Here is a 26,983-nt window from a genome sequence, read left to right on the forward strand (position 1 = left end):
TAATACTTGCACAAATTACATAAAAACGTTATATTTTAATTAATAATTATACAAATAAAACATGACTTACGTGAAGGACACACCTTACGTACCATTCCAACGGTACAGGTGTGTCCTTTTTTACGTTCTAGGAGGAAAATATAATGGTTGAAGATAAGGTAAATACTCATATTACAAAAGAACTAGGGATGGCATTTGAATCGGATAACACGCTAGAGGACATCTTTATAGAATCAACTTTCAATCAATTTGAAAGAATACGTGAATATGAATTAGAAGAATTAGCTCGTATGAAACGTGAACGTACTGTAGGGAAAGGCTTAATTACCATAGTATCTGAAAAATTATTCCCAACTAAAAACGGGACATCTGAGCGGATACAAGTGCTCACAATGCAAATTGGTACTCATACAACAGCATATTGTCCACTTACAGAGGCAGGTATAAATATTCCTAAAAATCCTCAATGGCTGATAGGTAAAACAAAACCCGTTATTATTGAGCATTTCCAAAGAACTGAGGAAGGGAACTTTGCTGTTGTATCTATCACTGCAGGAGAACTTGCACTGCAAAGAAAATTATATGAAGAAATAGTAGAGCAAGAGGGGAATAAAGTATACACAGGAACAGTTTCTGGACATATTCCATCTGCACAAACTATTCTGGTTGAAGTTCATGGTGTAACAGTAGGAGTAAGATACTCGCAATGGTCTCATTCATTCGTTCGTTCGGCGGATATTATTATTGGCGATGTTGTAGAGCTTATCATCGATAAAGTAGTGGAAAAGGATGGGCGCTATGAGTTTAGAGGAAATAAAAAGAAACTTGAAACGGATCCAATGGAAAAACTATTAGAATTAAACAAACGACGTGACCGCTTTGTAGGTAAAATTGTAGGTGTAGATGCTATTGCTGGGATTTTCGTAGAAGTTGCACCAGGTATTCAGTTTAAAGGGCTAAAGGGTCGTAATCTGGCAAATCCAACTGTGGATGACGCAGTAAACCAAACAATTGTTACATGTGAGCTGCTTAATATTGATGCTAAAAATAGAAGAGGAACTGTACGTATCCTAAATTATCCGCAAGGCCAAAGTAAAAAATCTAATTCGTCAATTTACCAATTTTAATGGATGATTATGCGTACAATAGAGAAACAAATGTCTACTTATATTCCTTCTATTCCTCATTTATCAAGTGAGGATATACAAGGACTTCAAATATATCGGATACATGATTTGGATAAAACCTATGTATTCCACTCTTATGACGAATTAGTTAAGTTTAAGCAGCTTTTAACAGAGGAACAATATGCTATACTCAATTTTATTGGTGTTCATACATCCGTTCGGTTTAATCATTTATTATATCTATTCAAGAATAAATTTTCGCGGAAGAGAATTAACAATGCACTTCAAGGATTACTTTACTATCAATTTATCGAAAAATGGCAAGTAGAAATTTTTGATATGGAAATCTTTGAAGAAACATATACCTTATCCAATAATGGATTTAAACTACTAAAATACTGGCAAGGAAATATGTTCTTCTTTGCCCCAGAGCGTCTTGACAATCATGGTAAATATGTTCACCTGCGTTATTGGCATGACATAGACCTACTTTGTCATTTACGCTACGCTCCTTCATTTTTAGGTCATATTATGCATCCATCTATTAGTAAAGGGGTTTTTACCCCTTCTTTAAGTTTTATAGTAAATGGAGGAAAAGAACGTAAATTTAACTTTGTTGTATACTCCACCTTATTATCTGATCAAAAGGATCGATTAAAACGAATAATTGCTAGATGGCAGACTTTTGTAGAGTCAGGAAAAGATGTTATTATGCAGGACTTAGGGAATAACCCTACAATCTTAGTTATTTATGTTTCTACTAAAAAACAAGCAAAGCAAATTAATAATGAACTATTACTTGATTTAATTCCTGGTAAAGTATTGTTATGCATAGGGGAATCTTTACATTTTCAAGGATTACAACACGCTTTTTATCAACCTCTTGCAGAAGGGGAGATCAAACAATTAGATACAAAGCTATTTATAGAAAACTAAGCCACCATACAAGCTTTCGCTTTAAGGGTGGCTTGTTTATTTTATAATTAGCTTGGAGTATTCAAAAAAACTTAACAAAATTAATAATCCTGTATCTACCTCTATACAAAGCACAGATTTTGCGAAATAATATTCTTTGACACCTGTTAATCAAATAACATTATATACAAATATAGTTATTTTATTGGAGGAATATACAAGAAAGGAGTACTATATTGCTACGTATACAAAGAGGGTACATGTACGATCCTGATGATAATGAGGTAATAGTAAATGAAATTTTCTATGAAGGTACATCAGAAAAAAAGTTAGGCAGTAAAATGGGTGTATTTGATGCAGTTAAAGTACCTGTTGCTATTTTTCAAAAGGTCCAGGAAAACGAAAGTATGACCTATATGGAAAGTGTTGAAGTAGAAGAAATAAATATAAAGGAAATACTTTGTTATTTAGTTCAAAATCAAAAGCCAGAAAAGCTATATTTTGAAATACAGTACATGAAGTAACTCCAGGAACTGAATATAAGAGGGGATTTATAGCAGGGGATTCAGGGGCATTATTATACAATACATGTGGGATCTGCATATAAACTTCCTTCTTATCCCTGTTCTATTGAAAATAATTGAATATAATATAAAAATAGTTTAATATAAATCTATATTTATTGTTTAATTGATTCCGTTTATTCCCACACCCTATGTGTTGTGGTTGAGTTTTAGAAACAAGTTGTATTCTTGTTTCAATTATGAAAGGGCTTCTTTGAGCCGATTAGTGTATATATAGCTTATTTTGATATGCACATTTTAATCGACTTGAAGAAGTCCTTTTTGTGTTGTCTTCGAGTTAGGAATCACTTATACATAAACTTTTAGGACTAAAAGTATGCTAAATGAGAAAACACATATTTTGTGCTTTTTGTTTAATTTAGAGGGGAGATTATATGAATTTTTACAGAGCATAGCATAAAAAAATATGGATAAACGCACATATTTCCTGCTTTTTATTTAGAAAAGAGGATATTTATGATGAAATATGAACATGTAATTACTTTAGATAAGCCAACATTATCAATAGGGGAAATCATTTAAAACTTTCAAAAGAAAAAAATTAATTACCGCGTTAAAAGTTATGAACTTACTATCTATAAAATCAAACCTTTATATTGTTGGAAATTCCAAAATTTTACGATGAAGTAAGATAATAAGTATCCATTCATAATGGCATTCGAAAGAGAAGAAAAAGGGAATCTAAATATGGAAAGTACTTGTTGCAATGCTAAAAGCACGAGGAATCAGAATATGAAACTTGAGAGGAGTTATATAATATGATTACAGTTAATCGAGGATACATGTATGATCCGGAAGATGATGAATTTTTAATTACCGAGATTTATTATGAAGCTGCTACAGATACTAAACTAGGAAGTAAAATGAATAACTTATCTTACTCAGCCATTCCTAATGAGATTAAAGAAAAAATAGAAGCAACTGCTTCATTATCCTATGTGGAAAGCATTGAGATGTCTCAGCCATTAGCTGTCCTATATCAAAATGAAATTAACATGTATGGAAAACCAGAAAAATTATACTTTGAGTATACAAACATTTAAAAAGAAAAAAGACATTGAACGGTTTGTTTCAATGTCTTTTTTCTTTTTAAACTATAGAGGAACAAATGGTTAAGGCTTTGTTTGGCATCCTATAGTGTTTTAGGTGTGTTACACTTATATTTGTAAATTATAATATCAGGTTTGTTTGCTACTATTCGATATATATAACTGGAGGAAAAATTATGGTTTTTTTTAAAGTACTTGTAGATAATTTTCGTATAATCCTTTTATAATGATATATCTATTTATGCCATTCTCACCACGAACCACTAAGGTATTTCTAACAAACTGTATATGGCTCATATTAGGCGATACAAGCTCTTGTAAGGACAACCCATAGTTTACTACTAAATCTATTATAAAAGCGTTTCTATCCATAATAAGAGGGCGATATTTAACTTGTCTTTCTGTTAATCCTTTTGTTGAAAGTATAGTTTGTTTTAATAGTTTTTTTCTGCTTCGATTATAAAATCCTTATCACTTAGTGATTGATCAGGAATTAAGGAGAGGTGAAAACCATATACTGAAGTTTAAACATGTTCAATTTATTTAAGAACCGCCATATTCTGTGTCTTGTTTTCTAGCTCATAGAAATACTCCTAATAATTTTCTTTAGATAGTTCACTCCATGATTTGATATGTAGGAGTTTCTCATTTGCTCTTAGTCACTTATAAAAACCTTTAATATCGTAATTATAACGTTCAACCCTAGATTGTTTACGTCCATTTTCTGCTAAATAAGCAGAAAATGCTTCTAATGCTACTTCTAAACTAATACCCTTGATCATTATAATCACCTAAATTCTTATTATATATTATAACAAAAAATAAGTGAAAGACCTGCTACCGCCCTTTGCTACGCTCGGTTGCTGGCATATCAAAAAGGAAAACGGACAAACAACCCTTTTCCTTTTTGATATGTTGTTTTTTATTTTCAATGAAAAAAAGACAAATCTCGTCCTAATAAGGATTCGTAGATTTGTCCTTTTACATGGGAGTAATGATATGTTTAATTACCATTATTATAACGGGTTTTACAAATATTTTCAATTAGGTCTGACATCTTATTAACAATCATATTAGTAATAATAAAATCTATTATAAATATATATCTTATATATTAAAAAGAAATAAAGACAAAACTTTTATAGGCTATCAAAAATGGGGAAGAGATCAACTCTCACAAGGAAAAATTTAATATTAGAACGTAAAAAATCATAAATAGTAGAAAATGTATCCCTAAATTTAATAATTATTAGAATTTCAATTCTACAAAAAAGCAGAAAGAAAATTATATATTTCTACATAAAATCGGAAAAAAATTGATACAAATCATATTATATTTATTCAACCTTTAAAATAGAGTGTTTTTTCTATATTTTGGTAAATAGGGAGGTGTCCGGGTTTTATTTATCCACATTTTGTTCAGAGAATGTAGCTATTTGTTCACATTACACAGTATTTACACATAACTCACATTATTATTGATGATTTTTATTAGATAAATTCAATAGCACTAGTATTCCCAACAATATTAGTAAAATAGTATTCACATTTGATCATATTTGTCCTCATATCTACTATTTTTATTAATATCCTTCTGATTTTTTGTAGATATAAAATTGGATATTTTACTACACGTAAAGAATACTTAATGTGTAGTGTGGAGATTCTACTATAGGTAGAAGAGGATTTATATAGAAATGCATAAAAAAAGACTCCATTTTACATGAAGTCCTTCTAGTTATGTATTTATAAATAGATTAGTAAAAAAAGGGCCGAATAAACCAAACACGAATAGCCCTCCACTTTCGATTTTTTCAAAAATAGAGAGCTTGTTGCTATTATTTTATTTCCATTGCGGTTAGCACCTGATCTGGAGCTGTTATTGTTACACCGGCACGTACTAAACGTTCGAAGGTACGCATAAATTCTAGTAAATTAAACTGCTTTGGTAGCTCAATAACACGAAGTTTTTCTTGTGGCAGCTTATCAATTGCCTCGATAAACCATTCACGTACATCACTTGGAATCGTGCGTTCTTTATGGCCACGAACTTTTAGTTTTTCACGCATTTCAATTTCTAAAGCGATATATGCATGGAGATTCACTCCCTGATCATATGCATATTTTCTAAATAACGTTTCTTCCTGGTATTTTAGATAATTACGGTGATAAGATTCTTCCGTCACTGGTACCGCAAACTTCTGCTTCAGTAGTGCATGTACATTTCTAAACATCTTCTTAATGTTATGAAGAGAGTACATAGAATAATGTAGACCAAAATTAAAGACAGCTTTCTCACGGTCACTATTTCTCTCTTTTGGTATATGTTGTGCAATAAGAGGGTAGATACCTTCTTTCGCCGCTGTATCCAGAATTTGATATTGAGATGTCTGATGTAATAGTTTTTTCAATGTATATATAAGTTTTGTAGGGTATCCTTCTTTGCGATCAACCATATCACGAAGCCCACGAATGACACTACGAATTTGACGATGACAAGTATACTTTAGTACATGAATGAACTTATTCATGCCTGTAGACAATTCACCGATATTCATTTCTTGTAGAAGTGATTCGATGAATTTCGCTTTACGTGCATAGGTAGCTTTTGGTGTAAACGGATCCCTGTATTGTTCTTCTCCAGATTCTTTCGAACATAAGAAGTCTGAATGGATAGATAGATATAGCGTTGTATATCGTTTTGTATGCTTTACACCTTTTTGCATTTTGCAAATTTTGAATAGGGGACTACCCGTACATGAGAATGTAATTGTTAATTCATCGATAACCGCACGGATTTGATGCGGATATTTTTTATGTAAGAAACGATACATCCCGCCAAAGTGAGTCTTGTTTCCTCTTTCGTCTTGCTTGTCCAAAGAGCGCTTTAGCGTTATTTCTGTATGTTGTTGCATTGCGATGTCTAAGAATAGTTTCTTAGCTGCTACAGATAGCTTAAAGAAATCCTTTGTAAATACAACAGGACTAATATATACGTACGGATTTGCTTTTTCTGTTTCCTCATTCATAAAATGAGTGAGTTTGATTGTATAACGGCCATCTACTCCATTTTCGATGGAGATAATGTTATGTAAGTTTAATTTCTTTAATGCGATATAGAATTGAGAGTGTTGGATATAAGCAAATTCTTCTTTATATTGCTTGTAATCTTCCCACATCATATGTATGGTTACATTTGGAATGACGCCGTTTGTATAGCATTTTTTATGTAAGTACAAGAACACTTCAAGATCAGCATTCGTAATACCGTATAATTTATGTTTTCGTCCTGCTTTTTCTGCAAGTGTAGACATTGCCCGACGTGAAAAAGATGGTTTGGCTTTTTCAACAAAACCTTCTACATCCGCAATACGCTCTTCGTATGTCATATGCTGCAAAATATCTTCTAAATATGTATCTTTATAGCTGTAGTATTTCTCCTCAAATGTTTCCACAAACTTTTGCCAAGACTTTAGTGTTACTAAAACTGCGTTTGTTGTTTTCGCATTTAAGCTACGTTGATTACGTATCACAAATGATTTTCCCATCTTTTTCACCTCCGTTCTACAAATTCAGAAATATATGTCAAAATACTATAAAATATACCAATTTTGATTATAGCAAATCGAAAAATGATGAAAGGTGCTCCTTTAAGAAGAAAATTAGCAACTTGCAACAGCTTATGAAGCTAGTTGTATCAAGGGATAAGAGAATTTCATGATTTTTTTTTGTGTTAAGGATACCGCAAACGTGTTGCAAGTTGTGTGGTATGTATAAAAGTAAGCGAAAAAGCACCTAAACCCTTGGTATATAAAGGATTAGAGTGAAAATGGTAGGAAAGTTAGGGAAAGGATACCGCAAACATGTTGCAAGTTAGTGAACGCAATCATTAAAAATGAATTGTAATAAATACCCTTGATATAAAAGGATTGGTGGGCATTTATAGAATGAAAGTAGGGAAAGGATACCGCAAACAGTGTTGCATCTTGTGAGGGAAATAAGGGCATGCATACCGCAAACGTGTTGCAAGTTGGGTAATATGTATAAAAGTAAATAGAAAAGCACCTAAACCCTTGGTATATAAAGGATTAGAGTGAAAATGGTAGGAAAGTTAGGGAAAGGATACCGCAAACATGTTGCATATTATGTATGTAACTTATTAAAAATATGAGATAAATAGCTTAAAAACTTTAAAATGACATGATTTTTTTTAGAATTACTTAGTTGAGAAAAAAATTATACTGTTGCAAGTTGAAAGAGATAGGGAAAGGATACCGCAAACGTGTTGCAAGTTGATTAGAAATAGGTAAGAGAAAGAGCAAACGTGTTGCAAGTTGAGAAATATAAGGCAAACAAAGCGCAAAAAGAATGTAAGTAAGGAGAAATAGGTAAGAAAAAAAGCAACCTGTTGCAAGTTGAGGAGTTAAGGAAAGCAAGGCGCAAAAGAAATGTAGGAAGAAGAAATAGGGAAAAGAAAGAGCAGTATGTTGCAAGTTAAAAAGTTAAGGAAAGCAAAGCGCAAAAAGAATGTCAGTAAAGGAAAATAGGTAAGAGGAAGAACAACCTGTTGCAAGTTAAAGAGTTAAGGAAAGCAAAGCGCAAAAGAAATGTAGGAAGAAGAGATAGGGAAAAGAAAGAGCAGCATGTTGCAAGTTAAAGAGTTAAGGAAAGTAAAGCGCAAAAGGAAAGTAAGTAAGGAGAAATAGGTAAGAGTAAGAACAACCTGTTGCAAGTTGAAGAGTTAAGGAAAGCAAAGCGCAAAAGGAATGTAGGAAGAAGAAATAGGGAAAAGAAAGAGCAGTATGTTGCAAGTTAAGGAGTTAAGGAAAGCAAAGCGCAAAAAGAATGTAAGTAAGGAGAAATAGGTAAGAAAAAAAGCAACCTGTTGCAAGTTGAGGAGTTAAGGAAAGCAAGGCGCAAAAGAAATGTAGGAAGAAGAAATAGGGAAAAGAAAGAGCAGTATGTTGCAAGTTAAAAAGTTAAGGAAAGCAAAGCGCAAAAAGAATGTCAGTAAAGGAAAATAGGTAAGAGGAAGAACAACCTGTTGCAAGTTAAAGAGTTAAGGAAAGCAAAGCGCAAAAGAAATGTAGGAAGAAGAGATAGGGAAAAGAAAGAGCAGCATGTTGCAAGTTAAAGAGTTAAGGAAAGTAAAGCGCAAAAGGAAAGTAAGTAAGGAGAAATAGGTAAGAGTAAGAACAACCTGTTGCAAGTTGAAGAGTTAAGGAAAGCAAAGCGCAAAAGGAAAGTAAGTAAGGGGAAATAGAGAAAAGAAAGAGCAGCATGTTGCAAGTTAAGGAGTTAAGGAAAGCAAAGCGCAAAAGGAAAGTAAGTAAGGGGAAATAGAGAAAAGAAAGAGCAGCATGTTGCAAGTTAAGGAGTTAAGGAAAGCAAGGCGCAAAAGAAATGCAAGTAAGAAGAAATAGAGAAAAGAAAGAGCAGTATGTTGCAAGTTAAGGAGTTAAGGAAAGCAAGGCGCAAAAGAAATGCAAGTAAGAAGAAATAGAGAAAAGAAAGAGCAGCATGTTGCAAGTTAAGGAAAGAAAGTTGCAAAAGGAATGCAAGAAAAGCAGAATAGAGAAGAAAGAAACAAAAATTTGTAAATATCTGTTACAATAAATTAAATATAATAGTAGTTAAGATTTTTATACTGAGAATTATTTAATTGTGATCCATGGTTTAGGGAGGAAAAGAAAGTGGATAACTTATTACAAATGTTTCGAGATGCATTGTTAATCTCTGAGCCAATTTATAAAACTAACGAGCTAGTATGGAATAAGTGGAATGCATATTTTAAAGATGTTGAAAACAATAATAATAAAGTACTCACATCACCTCATGCTTCCCCATCATTTACTGCATTAGTGTCTTGGCTAGAGAAAAAACAAGAATCCGGTACTACATTAGTACAAATTTATGCCAAAATTGATTCCTATAAGGAAGAAATATATAAAGAAATTGAAGGATTTATAGACAAAGAATTCCAAAATATAGCTTCTTCAAGTTCCATAATAGTAGAAAATGATCAAAATATAGAAGAGACAAGTATAGTAAACCATGAGGATTATTATGAGGTAAATAACTCTGCTGTTTATTATAAGCTAAGAGATGGGATTGCAAAAAATCAATTTGAAGAAGATGAACTGAGTAAGGTTTTACAATATCCTATTGAAACAAAATCTTCTAATGGTGTAGCCCAGCTTTCTTCACACAAAGATGAAGATTTAAGACTTACTAATATAGAAGAAGCTGCTCGATGGAATACTCTTGTTGATGATGTAATGAGTAATATGGATGATTTAACGGCAGATTGTTTAGATGCAATTACAATACAATGGATAAACGAAGCAAAATCTCCAGACGAATTCATTGATTTTTCTTATGAGCAAGTTTTAGAGATGTGCAACATTCCAAAAACAGTAGTCAAAAATAAGGAATACTATAGAGCGGAAGATAAAATTAAAATAGCAAAAAGAATTGCAGCTTTAGCAAGTATTTTTATCTATTTAAATGATGAGAATGAAGTCGTAGTATTAAATGACCGTGAAGATGAAGGGGAACGACTAGAATTAAAGCGTGAGGTTGTTAAACGATTATTTGTATTAGATTCGGTTGTATTGTGGAGACATAGTGTTACAAATGAATATATGGGTATTGAATCTTGTCGTATTAAGCCAGGCAGCTTTTTAACCAATTATTTATACGGATCAAATAATACAACAGCATTATTGTCTAAAAAAGCACTTGAATACAATAGTTATAGACACAAATATCATAAAAGGTTAATACGATACTTAACATGGCAATGGAGAATTAGACAAATGTATTCATCATTGAAAAAGCCATATTCTATAGGTGGGGACAAAGGCCTGCTAGCAGTAATGGATATCCCGAAAGATTGGAAGCCTAATCGTATTAGAGAACAGTTAGAAAACGTTCTAATGGATTTAGAAAATGAAAAAGTAATCTCTCATTGGGAGTATAGTGACCCACTGGATGAACAACAAATTGGGAAACGTAATTGGTTTAAAAATTATTACACTAACTTAGGAATAACGATTTTGCCACCTGAAGAAATGCTACAGTCAATGGATAGGGTAATAGGAAAGAAGATTGTAGAGGAACCACAAGAGCAATTACCCGAAGTAACAGTTGTTAAAGAGATAAAGAAGACTGTAGAATCAGTCGAACAAATAGAGAAAAAGATCCGTGACCAAATACTGAAAGTACACAATGAAAAAAAGGTAAGCATTCGTGAAATAGCAGATGAAATGAGTATTTCTCCGTCTACATTATCTAGGTTTTGTAATTATAAAACAAAACGTTTATCTAAAAAAGCATTAGAAAAGCTAACAAAATGGTGTGAAAGGCAAGAAATATTAGAAAAGATGTAACATAGACTAAATATTTCTTTTAATAATAGTCAAATTAAAAATACACATACATTATGTATGTGTATTTTTAATTATTATCACCAATAATAGTCTAAATTTTCTTTATTGATGGTGGTTTTGGCGCGCGAAGATCCTACTGGAAAGTCATTATAGTTATGCTATTTAATCCACTGCAATTAAATTTCTTGTCTTATCGATATGGTTCAGTAACATACGATACTCTTCTTCATACATAGTTATACGTTGTAGAAGAGATTGATTCTCTGTTTCTAAATCTTCAATTTGATTTTGTAATTTTGTCAATTCATTCACATCTTTATAATTTTGTAGAAAGAGAATAATATCATCTAATGTAATAGACAAAGAGTTTTTTTCTTTTTCTGATGGGGAGAGGGGAATGTTGTTTCCCATTTTTCGGTCTTGTTTTGCTTGTTGTATTTCTTCTTGGTATTGTTTTCTCACATATGAATTCCAACGAAATCCACAAGCTGCGGGTGTTCTAGCTAGTAGTTTTGCTACTTCTTTGAATGCAGCTAACTGTGTGCCACCGTTACGAATATTCTGAAGTACTGTTGATGCGAGAAGTAAATCGTTATCATCAGTCCAAGAATCTTGTCTTGAGATTACCACGTTTTAACCCCCCTTATATGTTTTATATTATATATATGCAATTACTCAAAATGATAGAAGTTCAACTTCTCTTGAAATAATTGGGAGTAAGTTGGTAGAAGTATGTATGATTTTACATGCAAAATTGCATTTAAGGTTGACTATTTTGTAAAGGTGTAACTATAATAGTTACAGTTGTGCGGCTGAATGAATACAATGGTTGGTATGAATTCGTTGTATTAATAATGTATAAACAAATATTAAAGAAAGAACGGAGTTGGAAATATAGTCCTACATATAAAACGTTTGTATAAAAAGAAATTAGGTAATATACATTTTTTTATAACTATATATTAATAAAAAAGAGGTGCACGTTTTGAAAATTTTTAAGGGAATTCTAGTTTCTTCAATTGCATTAACAGCATTTAATGGGATAAGCGGACTACTTCCAAGTGAAAAATCAGAAGTTGCCTATGCAGCTACTTACAATTATTCAAATAAGCAATTGAATTCTACTGTACATAAGCAAGTTACTAAACAATTAATTTTGAAATTTAAAAATGAAGCGAATTTACCATATCAGGATGGAATAGAAAAATTCATTAAAGAAGAAAAACAAGATCCTGAATTAATTGGAATTTTAGCTGAATATCCAAATGTAACTATAAATCGACTTTTTAATTCTTTAAATCCTAAAGAAATTAAAAATCTTGGTAAAGAAATAAAAGATTCCGATCAAATTTCTTCTAATTTGTTAAACTATTATATTGTAGGAACTCAAGATGATATTGATGTACAAGCATTACTTACAAAAATTGAAAAATCATCTCTTGTTGAAACGGCGTATTTACAGGAAGAAGAGGCGCCACCAGCAGAGCGTTTGCCAAATTTATCTGTTAATCCATATGATGAGCCTAGACTTACAAGACAAGGTTACCTTGAACCAGCACCATTAGGAATTAATGCACCTTATGCCTGGAGCATAAAAGGTGGAGATGGAAAAGGAACTACTTTCGTAGATATGGAGTATGGGTGGTTATTTAATCATGAGGATTTAGTGAATCAAAAGATTGAATTGATATCTGGACAGAATAAAAGCGAGCACCATGATCACGGTACCTCAGTCTTAGGAATTGTTTCGGCAGAGGATAATAACATAGGTGGAATTGGGATCGCACCGAAAGCTAAGGTAAAGGTTGTATCTCAGATTAGGGATAACGGAAATTATAATACAGCTGATGCTATTTTAAGCGCGGTTAACAATATGCAAGCTGGAGATATTCTTTTACTAGAGGCACAAGCAACTTACGATGGATATGGAGATAAGAACTATTTTCCTGTGGAAGTAAAACCAGACATATTCGATGCAATTCGTATGGGAACAAATAAGGGAATTATTATTATTGAAGCAGGTGCAAACGGCGGAAATGACTTGGATCAATTTAGAGACCGTAATGGTAAACAAGTTTTAAATCGTAATAGTCCTGATTTTAAAGATTCAGGGGCAATTATGGTTGGGGCAGCTTCTGCAAGGGTTCCTCATAAGCGTTCATATTTCTCTAATTATGGTAGTAGAGTGGATGTGTATGGATGGGGGAATGCAGTAGATACTACAGATGCTAAACCAAGTGAATTTATAACAAATTTATATACATCTAGTTTTGCTGGAACATCTAGCGCATCACCTATTATTGCTGGTGCTGCAGCATCAATTCAAGGAATTGCAAAAAATAATCAGGGTAAAGTATATACACCAAGCCAGATTAGGGCTATTTTAAGTGACCCTAGCACCGGAACGAAATCCAATGATCCAACTTCTGATAAAATTGGTGTTTTACCTGACTTAAAAGCTATTTTATCTAAACTTGGTTTTTCACCAAACTTAGGTAATGATTCTTCCATTGTATTTCCTGAGGAACAAGAAATAAATAAAGGAAATAAGGGAAATGAAGGATCTACTATTACATTCCCGAAAGAAGATACCGCTAATAGTGGAGAGGACTCTAGCTTTATTTTCCCAGAATAATAGAAATACCTCCTATTAAGCATGGGGCAAAATAGTTTACTCAATAAGAATAAAGGATATGAATTCAATAGAAATATGAATTTATATCCTTTTTATTTTAAGTTGTTTTACCTACCTTACAAAAACGTAATGTTAGCGTAATGGAAATGAATTTTGGCAGCCAATAGATTAGGATATAATTTTTGTGAGAAAAGATATGAGGTGAATAATATGAAACGAATAGTGCTTATGTGTAGCGTTTTTGTGATGTTTACTGTGTTGTTATCCGGGTGTAATTTAAATCGTCTTGGTACAGATACATATTATGTGCAAATTACCAAGGATGGTGAAAAATTAAAAGAGAAAAATGTAAATGGGGATACGACTTACGAATATAAATTACCTGGATTTGATAAGGATGGTAAAGAGAAAGAAATGGAGTTTACAGCGTTAAAAAACCTTCGTAAAGAAGCGTTTTTACGTATATATTACTCTGAGAAAAAAGGTGTGAAATCTTGGGAAGAAGTGAAAAAAGATGAACTCCCTACAAAGGTAAAAGAAAAATTAAAGGTGGATTAATATATAATTCTTTATCATTTTAGCCAAGAAGACTCCTTCCTCAAGGAGCGTGAAGGGTCACAGTCCAGTGAGTAGGTGGGAGATGAATTGGGTTTGAACAAGGGATGGCGGGAAGCCATCTTAATTGTTCGACATATAGAAAGTATTACTCCACTATCTATCGAATGTACGTTTGGTGTATAATGGTCATATACCGAAATGGAGGTGAATCAAATAATGATGAATAAAGCCTATAAGTTTCGTATCTATCCAAATCAAGCACAAGCAATTCTAATTAACAAAACGATTGGGTGTTCTCGTTTTGTATTCAATTATTTCCTATCCTTATGGGATCATGCATACAAAGAGACAGGAAAAGGCTTGACCTATGGTACATGCTCTGCCAAACTACCTGCCATGAAGAAAGAGCTTGTTTGGCTAAAAGAAGTGGATAGTATTGCGATTCAGTCGTCCGTTCGCAACCTTGCGGATGCTTATACGCGCTTTTTTAAAAAACAAAATAGCGCACCGCGCTTTAAATCTAAGAAGAACAACTTACAATCTTATACCACAAAACAAACAAATGAAAACATTGCCATTATAGGGAATAAAATAAAGTTGCCGAAACTAGGCCTTGTTCGATTTGCCAAAAGTCGTGAAGTAGAGGGACGTATTGTAAATGCTACAGTTAGACGGAACCCTTCTGGTAGATATTTTGTGTCACTATTAGTTGAAACAGAAATACAAGAACTTCCGAAAACACATTCTTACATTGGAATAGATGTAGGACTAAAAGATTTCGCTATTTTGTCAAATGGAACACACTATAAAAATCCGAAGTTTTTCCGATCATTAGAAGATAAGTTGGCGAAAGCACAGCGTGTTCTTTCTAGAAGAATGAAAGGATCTTCTCGCTGGAATAAACAACGAGTAAAGATAGCTAGAATTCATGAATACATATCAAATGCTAGAAAAGATTACTTGGACAAAATCTCAACTGAAATCATCAAAAACCACGATGTTATCGGTATAGAGGATTTGCAAGTATCGAATATGTTAAAAAATCATAAGTTAGCAAAAGCAATTAGTGAGGTATCTTGGTTGCAATTTCGATCAATGTTAGAATACAAAGCAAAATGGTATGGCAAACAAGTCATTGTCGTATCGAAAACATTTGCTTCCAGCCAATTATGTTCCTGTTGTGGATATCAAAATAAAGACGTTAAAAATCTAAACCTACGTGAATGGGACTGTCCTTCTTGTCGTACACACCATGATAGGGATATTAACGCAAGTATCAATCTAAAACATGAAGCGATAAGACTTCTAACCGCAAGGACTGCGGGGTTAGCCTAATCAATTAGAGTTCGATAGAACTCTTTACTTAGGAATCCCTCACTTCTAAACGAAGTGAAAGTGGGGGTAGTTCAATAGAGCAATATATCCTCAAACTATTAGAATGTATATTGTGAAATAGGCGAAAGTTCTTTAGAGTTGTTAAAGTAAGAGGCTGACAGTTATTGTCAGTCTTTTAATTTTGCAGGAAGAAAATAAAAAAGGCATTTAACAGGAAAGTGTTGGATTATTAACAATTATTTAAGATCCAAAGCTACAATATATCTACTCCTGAACTATAATAATTTTAGGTCAGAAATAAGCTTCTGATTTTGTGAGGAGTTAAGTACTAAAAAAGCTTAATTTTGTTTACGTATTTATAGTCGTTTAAAGGATTTATGATTGGTTATGATATAATAAAATTCAAGTACAATAAGGGGGATTAATTAAATGATTTTTCAAAGCATGATAACAGCTATTATAGAAAAATTACAAGAGACGGTGAATCCCTATTGGATAATTGTGTTTGGATCAACGGCTGAGAACAGAGAACGAGAAGATAGTGATATTGATATAGCTTATGTAAGTGACACAACATTAGGGAACTATGAACGTTTTTTATTAGCACAGGAGTTAGCTAACAGTGTTCAGAGAGATGTTGATTTAGTTGATTTATCCGAAGCTTCTACAGTTTTTCAAGCTCAGATTATACATACAGGAAAGACAATATTTTGTTCCGATGAAAAACGTAAGGTTATTTTTGAAATGAAAACTTTAAAAATGTATTCAAAATTGAATGAAGAACGACAGGTAGTATTTGATGATATAAAGAAAAGAGGTTCTATATATGAAGAATGAGGTTATTTTAAATAAAATTTCTACAATAGAGCGTTGTATAAAAAGAATCCAAGATGTGTATGGAAATGACCCTGAAAATTTAGAGGACTTTACAAAACAAGATTCAATAATATTGAATATACAAAGAGCTTGTGAAGCGAGTATTGATCTAGCAATGCATATTGTTGCTGGGAAAAAATTAGGACTACCCCAATCTAGTCGAGAGGCCTTTGATTTATTGGTTACAGCAGGATTACTTAGCGCTGATCTAGCAAATAAGTTAAAGGCGATGGTTGGATTTCGTAATATTGCTGTTCATGATTATCAAAGTGTAAATTTAGATATTGTTCGTCAAATTATTGAAAAACATTTAACTGATTTCAAACTATTTACGAAGGAAGTAATGGGGATATTGGAATTTTAGGCGAAAGAACAGAATAATAAAGCTGAGAGATAAAGTAATTCTATGACTAAAAAACCAGCTATTGAAACAATTACTTAATTTCGTAAGAAGAAACGCGGTCATAAGATGAGTTTGTTTTTGATTTTAGCGAATAAAAACAATATAAAATAATAGAGTTTCAAAAAAATAGCCCTCCACCAGACCTTTTTTGGTCAGATGGAGGGCTATTTTTTTTCATGTTTTGACAAGTTGCGGTAAGATAAGCCTGCATTTGGACAGACTTCAGCCCCCGAAATCGAGCATATCGATAGCCATGTAGTTCTTTGGCGTCCGCAAAGCTTCGCTCTATAGTTGAATAGCGTACTTTGTAAAACTTTTTCCCTGTAACTGTTAGTTTGTTTTTTCTAGCGATATCCTTATATTTCTCCCATATATGATGAGTGATAACTTTTTGTTTCTTTGAAAAACATACCTCACGTAGCGGACAAACAGCGTAGTCTTCTGGGTTGGATTTATATTGATGATATCCTTCACGATCCGTTGTCGCATACTCTAAAATACACCCCATCGGACAAGCAAATGCATTCATTTCTTCTACATATTTAAATTGGCTTTTTGACCCTTTACGCTCCTTGAGGAAGGAGTCTTCTTGGCTAAAATGATAAATTTGAAGCTATAAAAGTAACAGAATTATGTAATAAGTGAATCAAAAAAACAACCCCAAAAGCAGACATGGTAACCTGATATTTTTCATTCTTTTTTTTATATACCCAATAAGCATAGTTATATAAAAGACCAATTATTGTTGTACCAACTATATAATTGATTCCATATCGATGATTTAATCCAAATATAATTGAAGCTATTAAAATGATAAGGTAATCGCGATTTTTAATGTGAGGAATCCAACTCAATATCCAAAATAAAAATACTTGAAAAACTACAGTTTCATATATAGGTGCCGCTAATACCCCTAATAAAACTTGAAGAATAAGAGGTGCTTCTGTTATTGGGTTTTGTTGTATTTCAGGTAAGAATAGATCTAATGGTATTACAAATAAAAATGATCCTAATAAAATAAGAAAAATAAAAGAAATTGTAGGCAAAGCAAACATAAATCTATTTATTTTTTTGAGCATATATATTTCTCCTATAATCTTTTATTATATCTATACGAAAAGTAATAAATAATCGAGTCTCTTTTTGTTTGACATGTTTTCGTCTACTATTGATGAAAACCGTTCTGTAATTGAATCCTTGGCTTATATGTAGGTGTAGCGATAAAGTAGGGATATATTAACACTATATTGTTAATATCAAAATATTAAAGAGCTAAGTGAGATATTAAGGTCACACCAATTTTATGATGAATATAATATCAAGCCCGTTAAGGAAATATGCTGTATAGGACACGCTTGTACTGATTATTTTACTATGTGAATATTTAAGTGCATATAGTTTTAGAGGAGTATGTATTTTTGCATTTTTTAATACAAAAGTTTTTTATTAAAAATTTACTTTCTGCGCTACCTCATATGAATTTAAGACAATTAAAGAGTAAAGGCCAAAAGAGTCTAAGTTTAGATTGTACAGGTAAATATTATAATGTTATAGAAAAATAAGGAAAAAAGTTATAAAATAGGAGATTGAATTAAACTTTCAGATTTTATTGTTCTGCAAGATAAAAATAACTAAAGATGAGGCTCTTAAAAATTCTTATCTTTATTTAAAACTAACGATAGTATAAAAAATCCTCGCTGAAGGTACTGCAACAAATCTAATTTGAAAATCTTTAGGAGATAAATATGGAATTTTAAATATTCTTAGTCGTCTATTAAACATTATAGCAATTATTATAGGCAAACCCTTTAATATCATCGATTTAGAAGAAATCAGTACAAATAGAAAAGATGAAGTAGTAGAAGTATTGTGTCTTCCTTTAAATAGATTTCCAGGAGTAGCTGGACATATAAAAGATGCGATCGCAAATGAAAAAAATTGGAACGTTTGGTTGAACGATTAGTATGCTATTTTAAAGTTTAAATTAATAACAGAAAGAAAACCTCTTAATATGTTACTACTTTGTTTTTGTATTGTTGAAAATAAGAAAGGAGAAATCAATGAAAAAATATTGGCATAAGCTATCGTTGCTTCAAAAAAATGTATTACTAACGGTATTAGTAATTCTGACCCTTGTTGGAAGTATGGGAGCGTTAAGTTTTAATATGTTTCAAAATAGTATGATGTCTATATTTGAGAGGCAGTCTTTTGAAACAGGTGATGCGGTATTAAATCAATTAGATCTAGAAATAGTAAGAGATGTAGCAAAAGACCCCACAGCTCAAAGAGTGAATAAAGAAAAATTGACAGAGCAATTAGATAAAGCTATAAAAGATATGAAAAGTGTTGGGCAAACATATGTTACTGGAGCCAAGCTAAATGATAAAGCTGAATTACAAATAGTAGCTTTGGATACAGAATTAGCAAATACTGTTTCTGTAAAACCAGGTGAATACTATGAGCAGCCTACTTATTGGATAAAAACATATGATAAAGTAAAACAAACAAAACAGGCACAAATGACAGAAGTGTATGAAGATGAATTAGGGTTCTGGGTAACAATTTTAGAGCCAGTTACAGATGAAAATAAAAATATAATTGCAATTGTTGCAGCGGATTTGGACGCTTCTATTATTCCAATTACAAAGAAAAACTTTATGATACAAGGTTTACTATTTATTATAATTTCATTAACAATCGCAATTACAATGCAAATATTTATCTCACGAAACTCCATATCGCCTTTAAAGGATTTACAAGAAGGGTTACGTAAAGTTGGTGAAGGGGATTTAAGTATTAAATTGAATGAAAGATCTGATGATATAGGGATAACCAATATCTATTTTAATAACACTATTAAAAAGTTTAATAGGATTATAGATAAAGTAAGGCAGACTGCTGAACAGGTTTCGACATCTTCACAGGAATTGTCGGTAAGTACAAAAGAGAATAGCATAGCCTTTAAAGAAATTGCAAGTGCTATAACAGGATTAAATTTAGGAGCACATTCTCATGAATATGTACTGCAAAAATTTTTAGGAATTGTACAGGAAATGGAAAGTAAGATGAAAGAAATTAAAGGAGCTGCAAAACAAGTTGGGAATGTTTCGGAAGACATAGAACAGCATTCTGTAGAGGGAAAAGATTTGATTAAGCAAATTGTGAATCAAATGAAAAGAATCAAAGATACAGTTCAGGATGTATCTTCTAGTATTTATGCATTAGAAGCACGATCTAAGGAAATTAATGAAATTCTTACTGTAATTACAACCATTTCAAACCAAACAAATTCATTAGCTTTAGATGCTTCTACTGAATCCTCATGTGCTGGAGAGATGGGGGAGGAATTTCCAGGTGTTACGGACGAGGTACGTATATTAGCGGAAAGAACCGAGGCATCTGCAAGGGATATTGCTAAATTAATTGGTGAAACCCAGACTGAAGCAGAGAGAGCTGTAAGATCCATACAGAAGAGTTCAAAGGAAGTAGAATTAGGAATAATACTTGTTCAAAGTAGTGGTGCTTTTTTTGAAAAGATTTCAGAATCTGCACAATCTGTTACAAATCAAATTAAAGCGACTTCGAATCATTCAAGTGACATTCTAAAAGATAATCAAACTATTGTTCAGTTTGTAAATGAATTATCACACATTGCAAATACATATGTGAATAGCAGTAGTAATGTGGAGAAAAGTATGAAAGAGCAAGAACTATATGTACAAGATATTGCAGAGTTAGCAAATTCTTTAAATTGGCTCTCGCAAGAGTTACAGGGGTTAATAGGGGAATTCAAAAATAAGTAGGATAGGGGAAGGTGTAGGTATAGAGTATGACCTATACCTTTATTTATTCCTATATAAGAGATGAAAGCTTAGGTATATATGTAAAATAGCTAAACGAATAACTTTTTGCATATTTTGTTGGAAATAGAGCATGATATTACCAAATTCAACGGAGGTGTTTAAAAAATGCAAATTCACGAAAATAATAATTCAAACGAAATCTTAATAGCAGCTGCAGCAAGTGCAATTGAACAAATGAAATATGAAATCGCTCAGGAGTTTGGTGTTACACTTGGACCTGATTCAACTGCACGAGCAAATGGTTCAGTAGGTGGAGAGATTACAAAACGTTTAGTTCGTATGGCGCAAGAGCAGCTATCTGGTCAATATAAAATTCACTAAAACTAAAGGTATATCCCATTGAAGGGATATACCTTTTTAATTTGTTTTTAAAGAGGATCGTTACATTTTTTATTATTGATTAAGTTTAGAAACAGCAAATTTAGCTGTAAAATTCATCTTCTTCATGTACGTAGAATTTACACCTGCTTGAAATTGTACAGAAATATTACCGTCTTTTTGTGCTTTAAATACGCGACCATATGGGGAATTAGCATTGAATGTACCAATTACTTGATTATCAGCATCAAAGACCGTATAAGAAATTGGGAACCCTGAATTTTGCACAAAGACTGTAAGTTCTTCCCCTTTTTTAAGATTAAATGATTCTTTTTGAGACACTTCATAGGAACTCATAGAGTAGTATTTTGTGACTTCTTGAATTTCTAAATTCGTAGTAGCTGCACTCGCTTTTGATGCCTCAGCCCCTGGTAAGTTCATACCTGATAATACTGCAATTCCTAGTGCCCCTGCTAAAATCAATTTTTTCATACTAGTATTTCCTCCTTTAATATATTGTGAGATTTGAAACGAAAGTGAAAATCTCAATCCCTGAAACCATTATAGTTACAATGAGAACTATTTTCAATGGGAATTGGTATGTAATTTTGCATACACAAAGTAGCGATATAAGGTAATCTATTCAAGTTTTGAAGTCTTCTTAACAGAAGGGAAGGGTAATTTAAAAAAATCATGAAACAGATTGTAAATGAACTTTATATCTTATGTAGAAAGACTAGAAAGTGGGGAATTCATAATTTGAAAACACCAAGGTGGAGTTTTTCTGAATGGAAATGAACAATCCTCTATTAAAAATATTTTTTAACACCAAATATATTAAATTAATCCTCATATAACACATTATTTTTCAGTAAATGTTAAAAACTTTACGCGTATGTAAATTTTTAACATTACTATTTTTCTCAATTGTATAATTTTATTTACGAATTATACTTAATTCGTAATACCAAAATTAGGAAAGGACCTTTGAGACAGGACATTTATCTTAAATTCTTATTTAGAGGAGTGATTTAAAAAATCAATGTAGGAAATGTATCTCTAGATTAATTAGGAAAAGAATTTGAAGTGTTATTATACTCATCCAAAAATATAATCAGCATTGTTTAAAATACGTGTACATTTAATATATCCACTTTTGAAATTAGTGAGAAAACTGATATTTCGTATGCAAGTAATAATGAAATTGAACGAAAGGACTGATTTATATGAACAAAAGAAAGAGTGGTAGATTACAAAAAACTATAAAGGTGTTTGCGACATCCGCTATTTTAGCAACTACTTTATTTGCCCCTATCATGACAAATAATTTAGCTGTACATGCTGAAACTGCACAAACTGCAACTCAACTTGAACAAAGAGAGTTTGATCTTCCAGGTACAGGAAGTTTTTCGGATGAAGCAAAAAGAGAAAAAAGAGGTGAGCAAAAAAATTATATGCCAACAGGCATTTATGTGAAACCTAATGAACAGGTTACTATTACAGTATCAGGAACGCAAAAGATTAGAGCCATTATTGGGACACATCAATATGATAAAGAATGGGGAAAAGAAATTGACCTTTCTCCCGGCTCTAATACTATTTCTTCACCAAACGGCGGTGTATTAGGGTTAGATAATTTTCAAAGTACAGGAACAGTTAAGGTGCAGGTAACGCAAGGCGGAAGTCCTATTCCTTTCTTTGAATTAGGGAAACACACGAAAGAAGACTGGGTTGCCATGATGAACAAATATCCAGATGCACATGCGGTACAATTGAAATCAGAACGAGCAGTATTAACTGTAACTCGTGATAGTGCCAATAAATATATTGTAAATCAAGATCCTGTGCCACTATTAAATAAATATGATGAAATGATTAGAGCGCAAGACAAGATATCGGGGCTATCTGAAACAGAATCTAATCCTTTACATCGTTCAACTCGTCGTATTTGGACCTTTGTAGAAAACCCTAATGCACAAAACTGGGGCATGTATGCAAGTTGGGATGGTGCCGTCTTTACAACTGCTGGTGAAGCAATCAAAAGTACTTTAAATGTAAATGAGTTTGGATGGGGACAAATGCATGAAGCGGGACATGCAAGACAACAATATCCATGGACGTGGAATGATTTAAGAGGTATGGGTGAAGTAACTGTTAATCTATATTCTTTAGCTGCATTCAAGAAAATATATCCAAATAAACCAACACGTTTAGATACAGAGGGAGATTATAATAGGGCTTTTGCTTATTTAAAACAAACGAATAAAGAATATAAAAATATTGATGACCTGTTTGTAAAACTTGTTATGCTTTGGCAGCTTCATTTGGCATATGGGGATGATTTTTATCCAAATCTTCACAAATTATATCGTGAGATACCAGAGGATCAACTTCCCAAAACAGACGAAGATAAAATACAAGCTTTTATTTACAATACATCGAAAATAGCAAAACAAAATGTACTACCGTTTTTTGATCAGTGGGGATTGAAGGCAACCCAAGAAACGAGACAAAAAGTAGAAGCTTTAAATAACCCGACATTAATTGCACCTATATGGGAAGCAACGGATGCTAAACCTGTTAAACCACTTGCTGTATTATCTAAAAAAATAATGAAGGCAAGTGCAAATAGTGAGGAATCAACGGGTTCAGCTAGTAAGGCGATAGATGGAAAAACAGATACATTTTGGCATAGTAGTTGGACACCAAATCAATATCCATACAATTTAACACTAGAACTTGGCGATACACGTACCATTTCACAATTGGCATATCTTCCAAGGCAAGATTTGTCAGAAAATGGCCGTATTTTAACTTACAATATTTATACGAGTATAGATGGTGTTAAGTATGACAGAATATCGTCAGGAACGTGGGAAAATAATAGTAATAAGAAAAATGCAACATTTGATCCAGTTACTGCAAAATATGTAAAAGTGGAAATAACAAATGGACAGAATGGATTTGCTTCAGCAGCTGAAGTAGATATTCTAACTGATTCTCCATCTGTTAAACCATACGTATTGCCTAAAAATACAATGAAAGCAAGTGCAAATAGTGAGGAGTCAAGTGGTTCAGCTAGTAAAGCAATTGATGGGAAAACAGATACATTTTGGCATAGCAGTTGGACACCAAATCAATATCCATACAATTTAACATTGGAACTTGACAAAAATCAAACAATTTCAAAAGTGGATTATCTTCCAAGACAAGATGGATCAGAGAACGGCCGCATTTTAGGGTACAGTATTTATACAAGTGTAGATGGTATTAAATATGAAAAAGCATCATCAGGAACATGGGGAAATAATAGTGATAAGAAAACGGCAACATTTAACCCAGTTACTGCAAAGTATGTAAAAATAGAAGTAACGAATGGACAGAATGGATTTGCTTCAGCAGCTGAAGTAGACATTTGGGGATATTAATCTTTTACAGAAATGGTTGGGGATTATAGCACGTCGCTATTAAGTTAATAAAGTGTATCCATAAAACAAAAAACGCTATTCTTTTTGTAGAAATATACAGAAAGAATGGTGTTTTGTATGAATCCATCAATTCAGGATGAGTTTCATTTGTTCACTAAAGAACTACAGCGATACCCATCTTTAACAACTTGAATAAAAGATAGGTTTGGTAAAATGTAAAAGTTAGTATAGTGCACGAGATTTGACGGTCTTATGTATCTGGAATCGTCGAGGAGGAGCAAGCGATTCTGTTACTTGATTATTTAATCAGTTTTATGCAAATACAGCTACACATATGAGTTCAAAAGGAGTTAATCAATGTTTGAACCGATATTCGGATTTATTTCTACAGAGTTTATTATATATAAGTAAACATTTTCTTATCTTTCTATATCTTTTGAGAGTATTCCGTGTGCATCAAGTGAATATATTATTAATTTTATCTGTATTTTTTTTTTATTATAAAACATTTTAGGGTTGATAAAGTTTTATCATATGGGATTATTAAACAAAAATGATAAATTATATGTTATGATGAAAAGGCAATAAAGTACATCATCCTGACTTTATTGTGTATGTTTAGCCTATGTATGTCGTTTGTATTAAAAATAAGAAGTCTCTTAAAAAGAGACTTCTTATTTTTTGTATGGAGGGGGTACTACAGATGATGGATTACTACCAAATATTTTTAATTACGATGGCAGGTATTGCCTTGTTTTTTTATATACAACATGCTGGAAAACCAACGAAAAGAAACAAATGGAAGTTTTTAATTATAGTATTTTTATTTTACCTTTTGAATTATTTATTTCTTAAATTTTTATAGATAGATGTAGAGGGGATACGTTTATCATTCTAAAAAATAAAAAAGGAAGGTGTAATCCTTCCTTTCATTATCCAGTATGTCCGTGCGAATATTTAATAATATTTACAGTACTTTGAGTGCCTGTTGAAGGACTTGATCCAAAAGTTACTGTAACGACAATTAAAATACCAAGTAAGCTAACCGCTAATTTTTTCATTTTAATGCTCCTTTTTTAAAGTTTTTTTCATTGGCTTTACTAGCTTCATAAAAGTAATAGCTAGCTTTTAGATGATTATCTTCTTTGTAAAATTGGACTGCTAACTTTTCGGTATATTCATTTATATACTCATATAGTTCTTCTCGTTCAAAATAAGAAATTCCTTCTAAAACAGCTTTTTCTAAATCATTAGCACAACTATGTAGATTTATTTTTTCTAAAATATTAAAGTGATGAACATAACCTTCAATTCCCAATTGAGTAGAGAGTTGGAGGCCCTTTTTTATTAATTCTTGAGCAATTTCATGTTCTCCTAATTTATAATGCTCTCTAGCTTCAATGAATACGGCTTTATAATCGCTAGGTAGTTTCTGATTAACTTCAGATAAATATCGTAATGCTACTTCAGATAGATTCTGTGTAGCGTACATAAATCCTAGATTGTGACGGACAATTAAAATATTGTATTCTAAATTTTCTTTTTGGAACGTATCCATAGCAGAGATAAAGTGTTCCTCAGCTAACTCCCATTCCTTTAAATGAGTGCATGCTAATCCATATAAGTTATTACAAAAGGCAACTTTTAATTCATATCCAGAATGCTTTGAAAATATATCTTTTGCCTTCATTACATGATTAATACATAAAATTGATCTATGTGTATGACAGTAGAAAATGGCTAACTCATAATGGAATTCAGCATGTTCAATCTCATCAGGTATGGTTTCTAACAAGTATTCGGCTTTATCGTAATGTATTTTTGCAAGGCTATGATTGCCAGTAACATTGGAATGAATGGCTTTAAAGAAGTGATAATAGTATGAAAGGAAATCGTCTGTAGGAGTTTTGTAAGCATCACTTTGTTTAAAGCTATCTTTAGAAATACTTAAGCTATCAATTAAATATTGATGTCTAAAATCTAGTAGTGAGTAGTATAATAATATCGTTTGATTTTCTTCTATATTATGGATGTTGTTTTCAATTTCTTGTTTAAGTAATTGAGCGGCGTCTACATGCCTAGCCCTAATTTCTTGATACCATTCATTTAATAAATGAGTTATTTGCTCGTTCCCCTGTATATGAACATTCATTGTTCAATTTCATCCTCTCCAAAAATATTATTCAGCAATTAGTATCATATCAGAAATTTCCTTTATCAAAATCTATTTAATAGCATTTATCAATAAAAGACGAAACATTCTGTTAGTTTGTTTATTGAGATTCAAGTAGTATGTATTATTGTAATTTCTATAAAAATAACCTCTCTTTTTCAATTTAAAGAGTGGATTAAAATATATTATCTCAACAGAAGAAAAAGGGAACATACTTAAGTAATTATGTATAGGGATAATAGGAAAATAGAAATACGTAATAAAGGTGAATTTGAAATGTTAGAGTTAAAAGAAAAGCAAGAGAGAAAATAAATCTTGGAAGAAGATG

General features: G+C 32.1%; 19 protein-coding genes and 3 pseudogenes. 14 read left to right on the plus strand and 8 right to left on the minus strand.

Translation table 11 applies throughout. The features are described from left to right. Window positions 1–143 precede the first annotated feature (143 nt). The 4 genes from NZ044_RS27415 (at window position 144) to NZ044_RS27430 (ending at window position 3,669) form a co-directional block, all read left to right on the plus strand. Window positions 144–1,127: a hypothetical protein gene (locus NZ044_RS27415; RefSeq protein WP_016078247.1), complete on the plus strand. Its 984-nt coding sequence runs from the start codon at window positions 144–146 to the stop codon at window positions 1,125–1,127. Window positions 1,128–1,136: 9 nt separating this feature from the next. After that, window positions 1,137–2,063 (plus strand): hypothetical protein, encoded by a 927-nt coding sequence (locus tag NZ044_RS27420; RefSeq protein WP_170264909.1) that lies wholly within the window; start codon window positions 1,137–1,139, stop codon window positions 2,061–2,063. Window positions 2,064–2,278: 215 nt separating this feature from the next. Continuing rightward, window positions 2,279–2,566: a hypothetical protein gene (locus tag NZ044_RS27425; RefSeq protein ID WP_098506809.1), complete on the plus strand. Its 288-nt coding sequence runs from the start codon at window positions 2,279–2,281 to the stop codon at window positions 2,564–2,566. Window positions 2,567–3,384: 818 nt separating this feature from the next. Then, complete coding sequence (locus NZ044_RS27430; RefSeq protein WP_000633825.1) at window positions 3,385–3,669, plus strand: hypothetical protein; 285 nt, start codon at window positions 3,385–3,387, stop codon at window positions 3,667–3,669. A 194-nt stretch (window positions 3,670–3,863) separates the two neighbouring features. On the opposite strand, the pseudogene NZ044_RS27435 reads toward NZ044_RS27430, so the two are convergent. Next, window positions 3,864–4,457: pseudogene (locus tag NZ044_RS27435) on the minus strand (integrase); the annotation flags it as partial. Window positions 4,458–5,513: 1,056 nt separating this feature from the next. Continuing rightward, window positions 5,514–7,223 carry a hypothetical protein gene (locus NZ044_RS27445; RefSeq protein ID WP_340950072.1) on the minus strand — a complete coding sequence of 570 codons (1,710 nt, stop codon included), beginning with the start codon at window positions 7,221–7,223 and terminating at the stop codon, window positions 5,514–5,516. A 2,145-nt stretch (window positions 7,224–9,368) separates the two neighbouring features. On the opposite strand from NZ044_RS27445, the gene NZ044_RS27450 reads away from it, so the two are divergent. After that, window positions 9,369–11,066: a helix-turn-helix domain-containing protein gene (locus NZ044_RS27450; RefSeq protein WP_000369384.1), complete on the plus strand. Its 1,698-nt coding sequence runs from the start codon at window positions 9,369–9,371 to the stop codon at window positions 11,064–11,066. A gap of 162 nt (window positions 11,067–11,228) precedes the next feature. Here the strand turns inward: NZ044_RS27450 and NZ044_RS27455 are convergent, their stop codons facing one another. Further along, a complete protein-coding gene (locus tag NZ044_RS27455; RefSeq protein WP_000237077.1) occupies window positions 11,229–11,696 on the minus strand; it encodes an RsfA family transcriptional regulator in 468 nt (155 codons plus the stop codon). 355 nt (window positions 11,697–12,051) lie between these two features. Here NZ044_RS27455 and NZ044_RS27460 point away from each other — a divergent pair, with 355 nt between their 5' ends. From NZ044_RS27460 to hepT, 5 genes are all read left to right on the plus strand, one after another. Then, window positions 12,052–13,701, plus strand: a complete 1,650-nt coding sequence (locus NZ044_RS27460; protein WP_340950073.1) for a S8 family peptidase — start codon at window positions 12,052–12,054, stop codon at window positions 13,699–13,701. A gap of 210 nt (window positions 13,702–13,911) precedes the next feature. Continuing rightward, window positions 13,912–14,259: a YxeA family protein gene (locus NZ044_RS27465; RefSeq protein ID WP_000822914.1), complete on the plus strand. Its 348-nt coding sequence runs from the start codon at window positions 13,912–13,914 to the stop codon at window positions 14,257–14,259. 216 nt (window positions 14,260–14,475) lie between these two features. Then, entirely contained in the window at window positions 14,476–15,594 is a 1,119-nt protein-coding gene (tnpB, locus tag NZ044_RS27470; RefSeq protein WP_016099952.1) for an IS200/IS605 family element RNA-guided endonuclease TnpB, read from the plus strand. Window positions 15,595–16,023: 429 nt separating this feature from the next. After that, on the plus strand, window positions 16,024–16,431 hold the full coding sequence (mntA, locus tag NZ044_RS27475; protein WP_086407477.1) for a type VII toxin-antitoxin system MntA family adenylyltransferase antitoxin: 408 nt from the start codon (window positions 16,024–16,026) through the stop codon (window positions 16,429–16,431). Then, on the plus strand, window positions 16,421–16,834 hold the full coding sequence (hepT, locus tag NZ044_RS27480) for a type VII toxin-antitoxin system HepT family RNase toxin (RefSeq protein ID WP_000787540.1): 414 nt from the start codon (window positions 16,421–16,423) through the stop codon (window positions 16,832–16,834). Before mntA ends, hepT begins: the two co-directional genes overlap by 11 nt. Window positions 16,835–16,957: 123 nt before the next feature. Here hepT and NZ044_RS27485 read toward each other — a convergent pair. Both NZ044_RS27485 and NZ044_RS27490 read right to left on the minus strand, forming a co-directional pair. Further along, a pseudogene (locus tag NZ044_RS27485) lies at window positions 16,958–17,432 on the minus strand (transposase); the annotation flags it as partial. A gap of 34 nt (window positions 17,433–17,466) precedes the next feature. Next, entirely contained in the window at window positions 17,467–17,952 is a 486-nt protein-coding gene (locus NZ044_RS27490) for a CPBP family intramembrane glutamic endopeptidase (RefSeq protein WP_098506539.1), read from the minus strand. A 981-nt stretch (window positions 17,953–18,933) separates the two neighbouring features. Between NZ044_RS27490 and NZ044_RS27495 the strand changes: the two genes are divergently transcribed. Both NZ044_RS27495 and NZ044_RS27500 read left to right on the plus strand, forming a co-directional pair. Next, window positions 18,934–20,676, plus strand: a complete 1,743-nt coding sequence (locus NZ044_RS27495) for a methyl-accepting chemotaxis protein (protein ID WP_098506540.1) — start codon at window positions 18,934–18,936, stop codon at window positions 20,674–20,676. A gap of 165 nt (window positions 20,677–20,841) precedes the next feature. Next, complete coding sequence (locus tag NZ044_RS27500; RefSeq protein ID WP_061667306.1) at window positions 20,842–21,057, plus strand: alpha/beta-type small acid-soluble spore protein; 216 nt, start codon at window positions 20,842–20,844, stop codon at window positions 21,055–21,057. 72 nt (window positions 21,058–21,129) lie between these two features. Here NZ044_RS27500 and NZ044_RS27505 read toward each other — a convergent pair whose 3' ends face one another. Then, window positions 21,130–21,546 carry a hypothetical protein gene (locus tag NZ044_RS27505; protein WP_000733526.1) on the minus strand — a complete coding sequence of 139 codons (417 nt, stop codon included), beginning with the start codon at window positions 21,544–21,546 and terminating at the stop codon, window positions 21,130–21,132. Window positions 21,547–22,280: 734 nt separating this feature from the next. Between NZ044_RS27505 and NZ044_RS27510 the strand changes: the two genes are divergently transcribed. Together NZ044_RS27510 and NZ044_RS27515 are read left to right on the plus strand one after the other, a co-directional pair. Further along, window positions 22,281–24,482, plus strand: coding sequence for a discoidin domain-containing protein (locus tag NZ044_RS27510; protein WP_097891832.1), 2,202 nt, complete (start codon window positions 22,281–22,283; stop codon window positions 24,480–24,482). Window positions 24,483–24,599: 117 nt separating this feature from the next. Then, window positions 24,600–24,873: pseudogene (locus tag NZ044_RS27515) on the plus strand (IS4 family transposase); the annotation flags it as partial. Between the two features lie 541 nt (window positions 24,874–25,414). On the opposite strand, the gene NZ044_RS27520 reads toward NZ044_RS27515, so the two are convergent. Continuing rightward, a complete protein-coding gene (locus NZ044_RS27520) occupies window positions 25,415–25,543 on the minus strand; it encodes a hypothetical protein (protein ID WP_000732003.1) in 129 nt (42 codons plus the stop codon). Further along, window positions 25,540–26,634, minus strand: coding sequence for a Rap family tetratricopeptide repeat protein (locus NZ044_RS27525; RefSeq protein ID WP_340950074.1), 1,095 nt, complete (start codon window positions 26,632–26,634; stop codon window positions 25,540–25,542). The genes NZ044_RS27520 and NZ044_RS27525 overlap by 4 nt, the downstream gene beginning before the upstream one ends. Window positions 26,635–26,983: the final 349 nt, after the last annotated feature.

It is taken from the genome of Bacillus sp. FSL K6-1338, from assembly GCF_038006965.1.
Lineage (GTDB): Bacteria > Bacillota > Bacilli > Bacillales > Bacillaceae_G > Bacillus_A > Bacillus_A thuringiensis_S.